Origin of the sequence: Streptomyces sp. NBC_00440 (genome assembly GCF_036014215.1) — a bacterium.
GTDB lineage: Bacteria > Actinomycetota > Actinomycetes > Streptomycetales > Streptomycetaceae > Streptomyces.
On the sequence record NZ_CP107921.1, the window covers coordinates 3353436 to 3366628 of the forward strand.

The window sequence follows — 13193 nt, forward strand, 5'->3', positions numbered from 1 at the left end:
TCCCTGGAGTCCGTCCTCAGCGCGCTTCCGCGCCCAGGTCGGACATGGCCGGCAGACGGCCGAGCGATGCGGCGATCAACTCGTCCGATGCCGCCATGTCGGTCATGTTCCCGCTGAGGAACTGCTCGTAGGCCGAAAGGTCGAGCAGCCCGTGGCCACTGAGGTTGAAGAGGATGACCCTCTCCTTGCCCTCCTTCTTGGCCACCAGCGCCTCTTCGATCGCGGCCCGGATGGCGTGCGCCGACTCGGGGGCCGGGATGATGCCTTCCTCGTTGGAGAAGGTGATGCCGGCCTCGAACACCGGGCGCTGCGGGTAGGCCACCGCCTCGATCAGCTTCTGGTGGTACATCGCGCTGACCAGGGGAGCTGCGCCGTGGTAGCGCAGGCCGCCGGCGTGGATGCCGGGCGAGACGAAGGTGTGCCCCAGGGTGTACATCTTCGTCATCGGTGTGATGCCGGTGTAGTCGTTGTAGTCCCAGGCGTACCGGCCCTTGGTGAGCTTGGGGCAGGCTTCCGGTTCCACCGCGACGAACCGGGTGTCCAGGCCCTGGCGCACCTTCTCGTGGAAGAACGGCAGGGCGATACCGGAGAAGTTGCTCCCCGCGCCGACCGAGCCGATCACCACATCCGGGAAGTCGCCGATCGCGTTGAACTGCCGGACGGCCTCCTGGCCGATCACGGTCTGGTGGAGCAGGACGTGGTTCTCGCCGCTGCCCACCGAGAGGTTGCAGCGCTCCACCTGGCGGGCGTGCTCGAAGGCTTCCGCGTTGGCGATGGACAGGCTGCCGTCGGTGTTCGGGTCGCGGGCCAGCGCGGCGCGGCCCGCCTCGGAGTTCTTGTTGGGGCTGGAGATGACCTCGGCCCCGTTCATCTCCATCATGATCCGGCGGTACGGCTTCTGCTCGTAACTGACCCGGACCATGTAGACCGTGCACTTGATGCCGAAGATGCGGCAGGCGACGGCGAGGGCCGAGCCCCACTGGCCGGCACCGGTGCCGGTGGTCAGGCTGGTGATGCCGGCCTGCTTGTAGTAATAGGCCTGTGCCAGCGCGGTGTTGAGCTTGTGGCTGCCCGTGGTGTTGGTGCCCTCGTACTTGTAGTAGATCCGGGCGGGGGTGTCGAGGAGCCGCTCCAGCCCACGGGCCCGCTTGAGCGGGGTCGGGCGCCAGCGCAGATACTCCTCACGCACCGGCTGCGGGATCTCCACGAAGCGCTCCCGGCCCATGCTCTGCCGGTACATCGACAACGGGATCTGCGGGGTGACCGCGCCGCCGTCCTGGCGGGTCTCCGGCCTGGCCTGGCGCAGCTTCGCCGCGTCCTCGACGCCGGTGAGGTCGGACAGCACGTTGTACCAGTGCGTGGGAACGATTTCTTCAGCGGTCAGCGAGGCTTCTGCCGAATGCACCATTGGTTCCGGTCCTCTTTCTAGGAGTTTCCTACGTGCGACTGGGCCAGCTTCACGAGATCGCCGACCCGCCGCAGCGCGGCCTCGAATATCTCACTGTCGCCGATCGTGATGCCGCATTCCTGCTCCACGCGGACGACGATTTCAAGAATCGTCAGCGATTCGATACCGAGTCCGTGCAGGTCGTCATCAAGCCCGATCTCGGCCGGCGCGGACGGGCCGAGTGCGGCTCTGATGATCCCGCACACCTGAGTTTCAACTTTCTCAGGAGACGTCAAGACAATCCCTCTTCCCTGGACAGTTCTTCGCTATTCCGGCCGTTCCGCCAGACCATTTCCGGCAGCCAATTTCCGGCAGGCCGGTTCCGCCGGACAGTTCCGCCCGGGGCCCGTCGTCTCCGGGGCCGTCATCTCCGGGGCCCATCGTCCGGAGTCCTGTCAGCTAGACCATGGGGCCCGTCATCACCGCGGTGCGCAGCCCGAGCACCAGCAGGACCGCCCCGCTCACCCAGGCCAGTCCCACCCGTACCTTCGGCATGACCAGCAGCTGTCTCGCCAGGCCTACGAGGGCGACCACCACCACGTACCAGGCGGCGCTGATCATGATCTGCACCGTGGTCAGCGTGACCACGTCGGCGGGCGAACCGCCGCCGGTGGGCAGGAACTGCGGGATCAACGCCAGGTAGACGGTGGCCATTTTGGGGTTGGCGACACTGGTGACCAGCCCTGACCGGTAGGACCGCCAGAGGCCGGCCGTGCCGTGCTCCTCAACTTCCTCCGCTTGCTGGTGGCCGAAGTTCCGCCGGTTGCGCACGGTCATGACCGCGAGGTAGCAGAGGTAGCAGGCGCCCGCCAGCTTGAAGACGGTGAACACCAGCTCGGAGGTCTGTGTCAGCGCGGCCAGCCCGAGGGCGGAGGCCGCCGCCCACATGAGCAGCCCGGTACTGCTGCCGAGGATGGTCACCAGACCGGCCCCGCGTCCACGGCGCAATGTCTCATTCACCAACACCATGAATGACGGTCCGGGCGCGGCCACCATCGCGAAAACCGTTGCGATGAAAACCCCGTTCACCATAGGACTGCCAAAGTACCGATCGCCATTCGGCCGGGGTGCTGCACTAACGCATACGCGTCCAATCGAATTCCCCTCAGAGATCCCACGCCCCGGCTCTTGATCCCAACTGAGTGGAACGCTAGCCGCTTCGAGTAGCCCAGGCAACAGTTTGTTGAAGGACGCATCAGCACAAGAGCCGAAGTTACAGGTCAGTAAGATCGAATTTCAGTCACCCGAAGTGCGACCGCGAACTCCCCACGACGGATACGCCGGTTCGCGTGGTGCACATTCAGCCATTGCCGTGACCACGTCCACATGCTGGAGAGTGCTTGTTCAGCGCGACGCCGGTGAACGCGCCCCGGGCGCCATCCGCTCGGCCAACTCGCCATGTACGGACCCACAGCGCCAAAGGGCCGTCTCATTACGCAACTTATTGCGACACTGGGCACATCACAACACCCCTTGAAGAGAGGTGAGTTGGTTGTCCCCGAGCGAACCGCCGACCGACGGCATCGAGGCCATGCTGCCGATCCCGCCGGAGAAGTTACGCAGGCATCCCCGGCTGCTGCACGTCCGGCGCGCCAGTGAGGCGGCCGCCAAGGCGCTGGCCTACGCGCGAGGCGGGGGCGGGTTCGAGGGCGGTGGCGAGGGCCGGGGTGAGGGCCCGAGTGAGGGCGAGCGGACGTACGACGACATCGCCTACCGCTACCTGTGCGCCTGCCCGCAGGTCCCCTACCTCGGCGTCGAGACCCTGGCGGGTCTGGCGGTGCGTGAGCGCCGGAAGCAACGGGCGGGACTGCCCGCCGACCTGGTCCGGCTCGGCGGGCAGCACGACTTCCTGGCCCACCGGCGGCTCGTCGCTCAGGACGGGCGGTCCCGGTTCGGCATCGAGCGAGGGCTGCTCTACACCATGGCCGAACCCGGGGGCGAGGTCACCGGAAGGTTCCCACTGGCGGTTCCCAACCGCACTCTGGACGCGATCGCCGAGCCGCGGGACATGATCCCCCAGCCCACCATGTCGGTGTGGCGGCAACTCACCGAGTCGCGCTGGCTGCCGCTGGACGAACTCATCGGGTACGCGCGCTTCCCCACGATGCACGAGGCGGCGTCCAGGTTGGCGCGCGGAGTCTTCCCCGGCCGGCACCATGTGTTCGTCTCGCACCGCTGGCTGGATACGGAACAGCCCGACCCGGACGGCACCCAGGCGCGGCTGGTCGCCTGGCATCTGTTCGCGTCGCTGTGCGAGGCGGTCCTGGTCGCCCACCGGCGTGGGCTGCACACTCCTCGCCGGGTGGCTCACGCCGCGATGGGGATGCCCGTCGGCATGGCCGGTTCGGACCTGACGGAGTGCCTGCTGGTCGGGGTCCTGAGGCAAACGCTGGACGACACCTCACTGGTACCGGTGGCCCAGGAGGTGGAGCGGGTCGGTGTGGACGCGGTCGAGCTCGGTGCGGCCCAGGCGTCCGGCGACGTCGGCCTGCGGCGCCTGCGTGCCCTGATCGACGCTCTGCCCTCGCTGCGGCCGCTGCTGGAGCGGATCCATCTCTGGTACGACTACAGCTGCGTGCCACAGGCCCCACGCACCCCTGAGGAACAAGCGCTGTTCCGGCGGACACTCGAATCCCTGTCCCTGCTGCAGTTCGCCGGGCGCACCCTGGTGCTGCTGGACGACGTCGCCGACTATCTGGGCCGGGCCTGGTGCAGCCTGGAGGCAACGACCTCGCTGGTGCTCACGATGGGCGGAGCCCCCGACGTACTGCTCACGGACGGACCGGCGCGGCCGACGGGCCCCACCACGGAGGCCGAGTCGTTGCGCAGCCTCGTGCAAGACCGCCAACTCGTCATGTGGCGCGGGCTGCTGGACACCGAACTGTTCCGGGTGCAGACGCGCGAGGAGTGTGTGCGCCGGCTCGGACTGTCCATGGCGGACCCGGGCGACCTCCCGTACCTCTACGACCGGATGCTCTCCCTCGCCGTACCGAACGGCCGCAGGAGCCGGCAGGCCCTGGCCACGGGTGTGGTTCCGCTGCCTGACATGGGAGAGGACCAGGTCCTGATTCCGGCACCCGACTACACGGGGTCCCAGCCGGTCGAGGGCAAGCGGCCGGTCCGGGTGATCGGCTCCCTCGACGGGTGGGCCGGTCTCAACCTCGGTGGTTACGTGAAGGACGGGCACGCCGACGCCGGACCTGCGGACGTAACCCCGTACTGGCACGTCCCGCAACGGCCGGTCGCTGCCGGTGGCGGCGCCGCACCGACCTGTCACGTCGCGGTCGTCGCCGAATGCGAGGGGGAAGCCGTCCTCATCTCGTCCTGGGTACGACGGCACCACCCGGAGCTGGAGAGGCTCCTGCACGTCACGGTCGTCTCCGGGAGCTGGACCGCGCTGGACCCCGTCCCCGTGGGGCACCTGCCGTACGGGCGGCTGCGGGCGAAGCCCGTCCGGGCCGACGTGTGGGTGGTGGTGGGAAAGTCCGGGCCGGTGGCGAACGAGGTGGGCCAGGCGCTGTGCCGCGTGGTGTACGAGGCACGCCTCCCGGTCATCACCGTGTCCCTGGACTTCGTCGCCGACAACGTGGCGCAGGTCGTCGGTGATGTGTCGCCCGGCGCACCGCACAGCGCCCTCCTGTCCGGGTACGGCGCGGGGTACGAGCACCCGGCCGGGCTCCTGTACATGCACCTGTACGAACATCTGCTGCAGTGGGGAGCCCCGGTCCGATGAATCCTACGAACCCGATGAAGCCCACGACCCCTGTGAAGGTGCCGCATGTGGGGGAGTTCGTCGACGGGGAGCTGGGACGTGTGCTGCGCGCTCTCAGCGTGGCCGACCGGGGCGGGGACCACGCCGGTTTCAGCGCACTGTGCCGCCAGCACGCCGCCGAACTCGACGCCCGCCGGGGTGAATGGCTGCGGGTCCCCCCGGAACTGCGGGCGAGCTTCCGCCGGGACATGAACGCGATGCGCCCCTACCCGATGACGGTCGAGCGGATCGCCCGCGAACTGGACGGGCTGGGCCGCTCCGGCGCCCTGCGCCAGATGTCGGGAGCCGACCAGCCGGGCCCCTCACCGGAACACTCGGCGGACCGGCTGCACGAGGCGGAGATCCTCGCCGAGGACGGGGAGTTCGAGGCCGCCGGCGCGCTGCTCCGCGAAGAACTCGGCGAGGTCCCGGCCGACGGCGTCCGGGCAGCGGTCATCCACTCCCGCCTGGCCACGCACGCGGCCAAGCAGGACGACCTCGACACAGCCATCGAGCACGGCCGCCGCGCGTACGACCTGGCCCTGCGTACGGGAGACCGGGGCGCGCCGAGAGCCGCCGCCATCCTCGACGACCTGGTGACCGCCCGCGAACTGCGGCGCGGCACGCCCGACGGACACCGGCTCGGTGCCTGCCGGGACACCCTGACGCACGCACAACAGCTCAGCGACCGGGCCTGGTTCGCGGAGAGCGCCCAGGTGCTGCTGCGACTGCTCGAAGAGCTGGAGGCACTCCCCGACGAGGCGTCCGCCCGCCGCTTCCTGGGCAAACTCTGCGGCCTGCTGGGGCTGAACCACTTCCACTCGGGCGAACGCGACAAGGCCAGGGCCTGGACGCGCAGAGCCGTCCAGGAGTGCCGGCGGCATGAGGACCGCACCGGCGAGGACGTCTACGCGGCCAACTTGAAGGAGATCGACCGCGGGGAGGAGTGAGCCGGCGCCAGGTGAAGCAGGCCATATGGCCGGACTGTCATGGTTTCCTGTCGATGCGCGAGCGGTCTGGTGCTCACGCGGGTGCTCTCCTGAACGGCGTGCGGGGGTCAGATGTCGAGGAAGCGGACGTCCTTGGCGTTGCGCTGGATGAAGGAGCGCCGCGCTTCGACGTCCTCGCCCATGAGTACGGAGAACAGGTCGTCCGCCACTGCCGCGTCGTCGAGCGTGACCTGACCCAGCACGCGGTGATCGGCGTCCATGGTGGTGACGCGCAGTTCCTCGGCGTTCATCTCGCCGAGGCCCTTGAACCGCTGGACGGAGTCGTCCTTGACCCGTCGTCCGTCCTGCCTGCCGCGTGCGATGAGCAGGTCGCGCTCCCGGTCGGAGTAGGCGTACTCGATGTGGTCACGGCTCCACTTGAGCTTGTAGAGCGGCGGGCGGGACAGGTACACGTGCCCGTGCTCGATCAGCGGGCGCATGAAGCGGAACAGGAACGTCAGCAGGAGGGTGCTGATGTGCTGGCCGTCCACGTCGGCGTCCGCCATCAGGATGATCTTGTGATAGCGGAGCTTGCCGAGGTCGAAGTCCTCGTGGACCCCGGTGCCGAAGGCCGAGATGAGGGCCTGGACCTCCTGGTTGTGGAGGATCTTGTCGATACGGGCTTTCTCGACGTTGAGGATCTTGCCGCGGATCGGGAGGATCGCCTGGAACTCCGGATTGCGGCCGGACTTCGCCGAGCCGCCGGCGGAGTCGCCCTCGACGATGAAGATCTCGCTCCGCGCCGGGTCGCTGGACTGGCAGTCCGACAACTTGCCCGGCAGCGCCGCCGATTCGAGCAGCCCCTTGCGGCGGGTGAGGTCGCGGGCCTTCCGGGCGGCGACCCGGGCGGTGGCCGCCTGGATCGCCTTGCGGACGATGTCGGCCGCCTCGTTGGGGTTGCGGCCGAACCAGTCGGTGAGGTGCTCGTGCACCACCTTCTGCACGAAGGTCTTCGCCTCGGTGTTGCCGAGTTTGGTCTTGGTCTGGCCCTCGAACTGCGGCTCGCCCAGCTTCACCGAGATGATCGCGGTCAGGCCCTCGCGGACGTCGTCACCGGTGAGGTTGTCGTCCTTCTCACGCAGCAGCTTCCGCTCCCGCGCGTAGCGGTTCACGACCGTGGTCAGCGCGGTACGGAAACCTTCCTCATGGGTACCGCCCTCGTGCGTGTGAACGGAGTTGGCGTACGAGTAGACACTCTCGGCGAACTGGCCGTTCCACTGCATCGCGACCTCCACCGACTGCAACCGCTCGGTGTCCTCGGCGGTCAGGGCGACGACGGACGGGTGGACGGGCTCGCCCTTGCGGGCATTGAGGTGGGCGACGTAGTCGGTGATGCCGCCGTCGTAGCGGTAGGTGACCGTCTTCGCGGACTGCCCCTCGGCGGTGTCCGATCCGGCCTCGTCGGCCGTGGCGGTCGCCCGCGTGGAGGAGCGTTCGTCGGTGAGCGTGAGAGTGAGGCCCCTGTTGAGAAAGGCCATCTCCTGAAAGCGCCGTGACAGCGTCTCGAAGGAGTACGCGGTGGTCTCGAAGATGCCACCGTCCGCCCAGAAGGTCAGCGACGTACCGGTCGCAGGGGTGGCCTCGTGGCGGGCCAACGGCGCGATGGGCGCACCGTTCCTGTAGTCCTGGGTCCAGCGGTAGCCGTCAGTCCGGATCTCCGCGGAGAGCCGGGTCGACAGTGCGTTGACCACTGACAGACCCACACCGTGCAGGCCACCGGAGACCGCGTATCCGCCGCCGCCGAACTTTCCGCCCGCGTGCAGCACGGTCAGCACCACTTCCACGGCCGGTTTCTTCTCCACCGGATGCATCCCCACCGGGATGCCCCGCCCGTTGTCGACGACCCGCAGGCCCCCGTCGGCCAGGATCGTCACCTCGATCCGGTCGGCCACCCCGGCCAGCGCCTCGTCGACGGAGTTGTCGACGATCTCCTGAACCAGGTGGTGCAGACCGCGCTCACCGGTCGTGCCGATGTACATGCCGGGCCGCTTGCGCACCGCGTCGAGCCCGTCCAGGACGGTGATCGCGCTGGCGTCGTACGCGACAGGTACAGCCGCGTCGCTCTGCCGGGCGGGGATGCCAGCGAGGGTGTGGGCGGCAGCAGGGGTGGCGTGGATGCCGGATTCAGTCACAGATGCTCTCTTTTCGGGCACGACAAGCCGCGCCCCGGCACCGGAGTGCGAGAGCGGTCAGGTCACGGGATACGAGTCGGCCGCGGACAGGCTGGACAGGACCCTCCGGGCCGCGATTCCCGGCGCCCATCAGGACGCCGAGACGCCCTCAGCCTACCGAACCTCACCACAGGCAATAGGGCCACAAGGCCCCTGAATAGCCCGCAGAGCCCCGAACTCTTCAACAGTCGATCCCCCCTGAATGATTCGACCGACAGTCCACCAGAGGGGCCATTCCGTCCTCTCTGGGCATCGCGCCGCCGAGGGCTACAGGGACTATTGCGAGCGGGTTTCCGCACGACCCGCGCGCCGCGCGCTACGCATCCTCGACACAGCCACCCCCGCCGCCCTCCTCGATCCGCCCGCCCCTGCTGTACGCGATACGGAGCACGTCCCCGAGCGACTCGGTGGCCCGGGTGAGCGCGAACCGTACGGCCCGCTCCCCCGCCACCGCATCGGCCAGCACCACACGCGACCCGGCCAGCACCGCTTCCGCCGAGTCCATCTGCTGATCCTCCAGATCGTCGGCCAGGCGGGAGAGCAGGCTGCGCGGGTTGTCCGTGCTGAGGTAGCACGGCTTGCCCTCGGGAGAGGTCCACGGCAGCAGCCGGAGCAGGGAATCGGGCATGATCAGCGCCTCACATGGGGGGATCGAAGGTTCGGCTCCTGGCTGACGAGCGGTGATTACCGTTCGTGTCCCAATGATTACTTCCTGGCCCTACGCTCGGAAAGGGACGCGCGATTGCCTTCGCGCACGGCAACAGGAGGGGACCGATGTCCGAACTCGCCGAAGCGGAAGAGGAGTCGGGACGCGCGGCGTTCGGCCGCGCGCTGCGGTATCTACGCGAGAAGGCGGGCAAAACGCTCAGCCAGCTGGCGGCCGAAACACGGTACGACAAGAGCTACCTGTACCGGCTGGAAGTGAGCCAGCGGCTCTCGAAGCTCGCGGTGATGGAGGACCTGGACCGGTACTACGGGACCGGTGGGCTGCTGGTGCAGCTGTGGAAGGTCGCGCGGAGGGAGGTGTTCAAGGACCAGTACAAGGAGTTCATGCGGCTGGAGAACTCGGCCTGTGTGATGTGGATGTTCCAGCTGGCCGTTCCAGGGCTCCTCCAGACCGAGGACTATGCCCGCGAGGTGTTGTCGGCGGCCCAGACCAACAAGGGCGGAGCTGAGCTGGTCGAGGAGCAGGTCGCCGCGCGCATGAGCCGCCAAGACATACTCCACCGCACCCCAACCCCGCACGTGCGCGTGATCCTGGATGAGGTGGCGCTTCGCCGTCAGTCGAGCGACCCGAAGGTGTGGGAGGAGCAATTGGAGCATCTGATTGAGGTCGCACAACTCCCTTCAGTCGTCGTGCAAGTGCTCTCCTTCAGCGCAGGCGTTCACGGGCTCATGGGAAGCCACCTCTCCGTCTTGTGGCAGCCGGACGGCAGCTCTGTTGCCTACGTTGAGGGCAATGGATTCGGCGAGTTGATCGATGATCCTGACAAGGTCACCAGCTACCGCCTGGCTTACGATCGGGTGCGAGATCTGGCGCTGTCCCCGTCGGACTCACTGACGTTTATCCGGGGCGTCTTGGAGGAGCACAGATCATGAACCGAACGCCCGACCTCTCCACCGCTCACTGGCGCAAGTCGAGCTACAGCGACGGAGGCCAGACGAACTGCGTCGAGGTCGCACACGACTTCCCTGGGCTCATCCCCGTACGCGACAGCAAGGCCGCCCCCGCAGGCCCCGCACTCGTCTTCCCGGTCGCTGCCTGGACGGCCTTCATCCACAACGTACGGGGGCAGAGCTCGTGACCGACCTCTCCACCGCGACCTGGTACAAGTCCAGCTACAGCGACGGTGGGGACACGAACTGCGTCGAGGTCGCAGTCAACTACCCGGGCATCATCCCCGTACGCGACAGCAAGGCCGTCCCCACCGGCCCGGCGCTGGTCTTTCCCGACTCGGCCTGGGCCGCCTTCGTGGGATTCGCCGCCGGTCGCTGAACCCACCCGCCCATACACGGACGCGTCAACGACCCCAGCATTCAGGGCCGTTGACGCGTCAATGTCGTCCGAGCCAGAACCGCTACCCGTGAAGAACGCGGCCCTCGGCTCCCCTACTGCAGGGCCCTCCGTAGTGCTGTCCAGGAGAGCAGCGCGCATTTGATCCGCGCCGGGTGGTGGGACACGTCACTGAAGGCTACGGCGTCGGCCAGATGAGGCGGCCAGGCAACGGGTCCCTGGGCCTGTCGGCGCAGCAGCGAAGCGAACTCCGTATGCAACTCGGCTGCCTCCCGTACAGGATGGCCGATGACCAGATCTGTCATGACGGAGACGGACGCCTGGCTGATCGAGCAGCCCTGCACTTCGTAGGAGACATCGTCGATGGCTGCCCCGTCCCCTTCTCCTGTCAGACTGACGCGCAGGGTTATCTCGTCCCCGCACATCGGGTTGAACTGCTTGACCTCCGTGTCGTACGGCTCCCGGAGCCCGCTGTGGTGCGGAGCCCGGTAGTGGGCGAGGATGATCTTCTGGTGTTCTGCCGTCAGGCGCACGTCACAGCTCCCCGGCAGTCATCAAGCCCGGCACGCCGACCCCGAAGAGCGACTGCGCCTCCTTGACTCCCTCAGCCAACGTCTCGATGTCCGCCAGCCCGTTGTAGAGGTAGAAGCTGGCGCGCACACTGGCCGGTACACCCAGCCGGCGGTGGAGCGGCCAGGCACAGTGGTGCCCGACCCGGACGGCGACGCCTCGCGCGTCCAGGACCTGGCCGACATCGTGCGGGTGTACGCCGTCGACGGTGAAGGACACCGCGCTGCCACGATCGGTCAGCGCGGTGGGGCCGAGGACGCGTACACCGTCGATGCCACCCAGGGTGGCGAGCGCGGCTTCCGTGAGTACGTGTTCGTGGGCGGCGATACGGTCCATGCCCACGGCTGTCAGGTAACGCACCGCTGCTGCCAGTCCGACCGCCTGGGATGCCATGGGGACACCCGCCTCGAACCGCTGGGGCGGCGCGGCATAGGTGGACTCCGTCATTCCGACGACTTCGATCATTGAACCGCCGGTGAGAAACGGCGGCATGGACTCCAGCAGTCCGCGCCGTCCGTACAGAACGCCGATTCCGGTCGGTCCGAGCATCTTGTGGCCGCTGAAGACCGCGAAGTCCACGCCGTAGTCGTGGAAGTCGACGGTGAAGTGCGGTACGGACTGGCAGGCATCCAGCACGGTGAATGCACCCACCTCCGCGGCTCTGGCAACAATCCGCCCCACCGGGTTGACCGTGCCGAGCACATTCGACTGGTGCGAGAAGGCGACCAGCCGGGTGCGTGCCGTCACCACGTCGTCCAGGTCGGACAGATCGAGCCGGCCGTCGGCGGTGACACCGAGCCAGCGCAGCGTCGCGCCTGTGCGTCGGCACAACTCCTGCCAAGGCACCAGGTTGGCGTGGTGTTCCATCTCGGTCACCACGATTTCGTCGCCAGGACCCACACGGAATGGCGCGGACTCATCACCCGACGCGGTGGCATTGCTCATCGCGTACGCGACGAGGTTGATGCCTTCGGTGGCGTTCTTGGTGAACACCACTTCTCCGGGGTCCGCACCGATGAAACCCGCGACCTGGGCGCGGGCTTGTTCGTAGGCCGCGGTCGCCTCTTCGGACAGTTGGTGCGCTCCCCGGTGCGCTGCCGCGTTCGATGTCTCCGAGAAATTCCGCTCCGCGTCGAGCACCTGTACCGGCCGCTGGGAGGTCGCCCCGGAGTCCAGGTAGACCAGCCGCTGCCCCTCGACACTTCGGTGCAGGATCGGAAAGTCGGAGCGGATCCGGGCCAGGTCCAGCGCCTGGGGTGTGCTGGTGGCCGTCATGCGGATGCACCGTCGGCGGCACCAGTGGCAAGCTCTGCCAGCACCTTGTCGGTGGTCTGCAGACACAGACCGCGGGCGCACACGGTGACGCTGTCGCTGTCCGCCCGGTCGGCCTCGTCCAGGAACTTCGGGTTGAAGCTCTCGATGCGCTTGGTGCGGACGCCCTCGGCGAAGTCCTCGGGCGCTGTCCAGCACAGATCCTTGTACGAGGAGGTGTGCTCCGGTATGACGGCGGGGTCCTTGAGTTCCAGGATCGCGCCGAACATCAACAGCGGTTCGTAGAGCGGCTCGACGGTCTCGGGGTCCTCCGTGGGGCGGTCTGCGACATAGCTGAAGCCGGCCCCGATCATGGATATGCGGCACTCGCCCAGCGGCTTCTCCCGGGAGGCTGCCTCCATGGCGCTCTCGCAGCCGAGTTTACGGGCGAGCAGGTCACCCACCAGGTACGGCAACGCCGCTGACGGGTCGGGGACCACAGTCCGCTGCCCCGACTCGCGAAAGCGGGCCACGATCCTCAGATCGTCGGCCCGCAGGTCTGTGAGATGGACCGGCTTCAGCTCCGTCGCCGACGCCGTCATGCTCTCGACGTAACATCGGGCGAATTCTAACGGCAGCATGCTGGTCGGTGTGCTGATGACGTTGGGGTGGGTGGGGTTACTTTCGGCCCTTCGTGTGCCGGTCAGCACACTGGGGCCGTTCTCGGAATTCGCCATGATCGTGACCTGGAATACCGGCTGCCACAGGGTTCCCGGTTCGAGGCATTCCTTCAGCGTCGCGGGTCCGCACGATCGAAATCCCGCCAATGCGCCGTCGAGTTCCGACTCCGCATAGAATTTTGCCATGAGAACTCTCCTTGTTGATCGACGGTTATGCCAGTACGAAACTAGAACTGAGCCACACACCGGTCAACGATTAATTCTGGACAGTCTCGACGGACCCAAGCAGCTCCTCCGGGCCAGATCAGGAGGGATCCACC

13 protein-coding genes are annotated in these 13193 nt (G+C 67.6%); 5 read left to right on the forward strand and 8 right to left on the reverse strand.

What is annotated here, in order from left to right:
• Positions 1-16: 16 nt before the first annotated feature.
• From OHB13_RS14955 to OHB13_RS14965, 3 genes are all read right to left on the reverse strand, one after another.
• Positions 17-1408, reverse strand: a complete 1392-nt coding sequence (locus OHB13_RS14955) for a TrpB-like pyridoxal phosphate-dependent enzyme (RefSeq protein ID WP_266855929.1) — start codon at positions 1406-1408, stop codon at positions 17-19.
• 17 nt (positions 1409-1425) lie between these two features.
• Positions 1426-1683, reverse strand: coding sequence for an acyl carrier protein (locus OHB13_RS14960; RefSeq protein ID WP_266855928.1), 258 nt, complete (start codon positions 1681-1683; stop codon positions 1426-1428).
• 163 nt (positions 1684-1846) lie between these two features.
• Positions 1847-2479 carry a LysE family translocator gene (locus OHB13_RS14965; protein WP_328377436.1) on the reverse strand — a complete coding sequence of 211 codons (633 nt, stop codon included), beginning with the start codon at positions 2477-2479 and terminating at the stop codon, positions 1847-1849.
• A gap of 460 nt (positions 2480-2939) precedes the next feature.
• Here OHB13_RS14965 and OHB13_RS14970 point away from each other — a divergent pair, with 460 nt between their 5' ends.
• Both OHB13_RS14970 and OHB13_RS14975 read left to right on the forward strand, forming a co-directional pair.
• Positions 2940-5180: a hypothetical protein gene (locus tag OHB13_RS14970; RefSeq protein ID WP_328377437.1), complete on the forward strand. Its 2241-nt coding sequence runs from the start codon at positions 2940-2942 to the stop codon at positions 5178-5180.
• Positions 5177-6148: a hypothetical protein gene (locus OHB13_RS14975; protein WP_328377438.1), complete on the forward strand. Its 972-nt coding sequence runs from the start codon at positions 5177-5179 to the stop codon at positions 6146-6148. Before OHB13_RS14970 ends, OHB13_RS14975 begins: the two co-directional genes overlap by 4 nt.
• Before the next feature lie 107 nt (positions 6149-6255).
• On the opposite strand, the gene gyrB is transcribed toward OHB13_RS14975, so the two are convergent.
• Entirely contained in the window at positions 6256-8265 is a 2010-nt protein-coding gene (gyrB, locus tag OHB13_RS14980; RefSeq protein WP_328380292.1) for a DNA topoisomerase (ATP-hydrolyzing) subunit B, read from the reverse strand.
• A gap of 409 nt (positions 8266-8674) precedes the next feature.
• Complete coding sequence (locus tag OHB13_RS14985) at positions 8675-8986, reverse strand: hypothetical protein (protein ID WP_328377439.1); 312 nt, start codon at positions 8984-8986, stop codon at positions 8675-8677.
• A 146-nt stretch (positions 8987-9132) separates the two neighbouring features.
• Here OHB13_RS14985 and OHB13_RS14990 point away from each other — a divergent pair, with 146 nt between their 5' ends.
• From OHB13_RS14990 to OHB13_RS15000, 3 genes are read left to right on the forward strand one after another with little or no spacing between them, the layout of a single operon-like run.
• Complete coding sequence (locus OHB13_RS14990; RefSeq protein ID WP_328377440.1) at positions 9133-9957, forward strand: helix-turn-helix domain-containing protein; 825 nt, start codon at positions 9133-9135, stop codon at positions 9955-9957.
• Entirely contained in the window at positions 9954-10163 is a 210-nt protein-coding gene (locus OHB13_RS14995; protein ID WP_266855923.1) for a DUF397 domain-containing protein, read from the forward strand. Before OHB13_RS14990 ends, OHB13_RS14995 begins: the two co-directional genes overlap by 4 nt.
• Complete coding sequence (locus tag OHB13_RS15000; protein WP_328377441.1) at positions 10160-10354, forward strand: DUF397 domain-containing protein; 195 nt, start codon at positions 10160-10162, stop codon at positions 10352-10354. The genes OHB13_RS14995 and OHB13_RS15000 overlap by 4 nt, the downstream gene beginning before the upstream one ends.
• A gap of 113 nt (positions 10355-10467) precedes the next feature.
• On the opposite strand, the gene sufU is transcribed toward OHB13_RS15000, so the two are convergent.
• From sufU to OHB13_RS15015, 3 genes are read right to left on the reverse strand one after another with little or no spacing between them, the layout of a single operon-like run.
• Positions 10468-10905, reverse strand: a complete 438-nt coding sequence (sufU, locus tag OHB13_RS15005; protein WP_328377442.1) for a Fe-S cluster assembly sulfur transfer protein SufU — start codon at positions 10903-10905, stop codon at positions 10468-10470.
• A 1-nt stretch (position 10906) separates the two neighbouring features.
• Positions 10907-12217 (reverse strand): cysteine desulfurase, encoded by a 1311-nt coding sequence (locus tag OHB13_RS15010; protein ID WP_328377443.1) that lies wholly within the window; start codon positions 12215-12217, stop codon positions 10907-10909.
• Positions 12214-13059 carry a hypothetical protein gene (locus tag OHB13_RS15015; protein ID WP_328377444.1) on the reverse strand — a complete coding sequence of 282 codons (846 nt, stop codon included), beginning with the start codon at positions 13057-13059 and terminating at the stop codon, positions 12214-12216. Before OHB13_RS15015 ends, OHB13_RS15010 begins: the two co-directional genes overlap by 4 nt.
• Positions 13060-13193 lie beyond the last annotated feature (134 nt).

Excerpts from the sequence above, each read along its gene's own strand:
- OHB13_RS14975 (WP_328377438.1), top strand. The coding sequence starts at position 5,177 with ATGAATCCTACGAACCCGATGAAGCCCACGACCCCTGTGAAGGTGCCG.
- OHB13_RS14990 (WP_328377440.1), top strand. The coding sequence starts at position 9,133 with ATGTCCGAACTCGCCGAAGCGGAAGAGGAGTCGGGACGCGCGGCGTTC.
- OHB13_RS14995 (WP_266855923.1), top strand. The coding sequence starts at position 9,954 with ATGAACCGAACGCCCGACCTCTCCACCGCTCACTGGCGCAAGTCGAGC.
- OHB13_RS14955 (WP_266855929.1), bottom strand. The coding sequence starts at position 1,408 with ATGGTGCATTCGGCAGAAGCCTCGCTGACCGCTGAAGAAATCGTTCCC.
- OHB13_RS14985 (WP_328377439.1), bottom strand. The coding sequence starts at position 8,986 with ATGCCCGATTCCCTGCTCCGGCTGCTGCCGTGGACCTCTCCCGAGGGC.
- OHB13_RS15010 (WP_328377443.1), bottom strand. The coding sequence starts at position 12,217 with ATGACGGCCACCAGCACACCCCAGGCGCTGGACCTGGCCCGGATCCGC.
- OHB13_RS15015 (WP_328377444.1), bottom strand. The coding sequence starts at position 13,059 with ATGGCAAAATTCTATGCGGAGTCGGAACTCGACGGCGCATTGGCGGGA.
- OHB13_RS14965 (WP_328377436.1), bottom strand. The coding sequence starts at position 2,479 with ATGGTGAACGGGGTTTTCATCGCAACGGTTTTCGCGATGGTGGCCGCG.